Source organism: Actinocorallia lasiicapitis (assembly GCF_054778695.1).
The window spans coordinates 1-543 of record NZ_BAAGZI010000922.1; the positions used below are offsets into that span (position 1 = coordinate 1).

Consider the following 543-nt stretch of genomic DNA (forward strand, 5'->3'; position numbering starts at 1 on the left):
CCGCGCGCCGCGACCGCCCGGACCTGCTCGGCCCGGATCGCGGCCGCCACCCCGAACGGGGTGTCCTCCCCGAACCGCTCCGCGACGATCCAGGCCGTCCCGCCGTCGCCCGCGCCGTCCCCAGGAGAGGACAGGGCGGAACGGACGGCCTTCGCCGCGACGGGCAGGCGCGGCAGGTGGTACTCGTGCAGGAGCATCGGCGGGAGCCCGTCGAAGAAGTCCAGGTAGAGGACCTTTTCGATCCGGGAGCCGACCCCTTCGGGCAGCAGTTCGGGGGTCGCGCCGTAGCCGTCGAGCCCGCAGGACAGGACGGTGATCGGCGCGTCCGACAGCAGCGCGGCCAGCGACCGGCCCGGCCCGGAGGCGACGCCGTCGAGGACCAGTTCGCAGGCGGGCAGCCGCCAGCGGTCCTGGAGCCAGCGTTCCAGGATCGGCAGGTCGGCCGGGCGTGGCATCCAGCCGTCGGCGGGCAGCGGCCGGAACTCCGCCGACCAGTCCAGCAGCCGGACGTCACCGAACCCGGCGAGCAGCCCGTCGGGGACG

Annotated in this window: 1 protein-coding gene; it reads right to left on the minus strand. The window is 75.5% G+C overall.

Annotated elements, in window-relative coordinates:
- Positions 1–543 (minus strand): hypothetical protein (locus ACYVE7_RS35515; protein ID WP_460371105.1); only part of this gene is annotated, 543 nt, incomplete at both ends.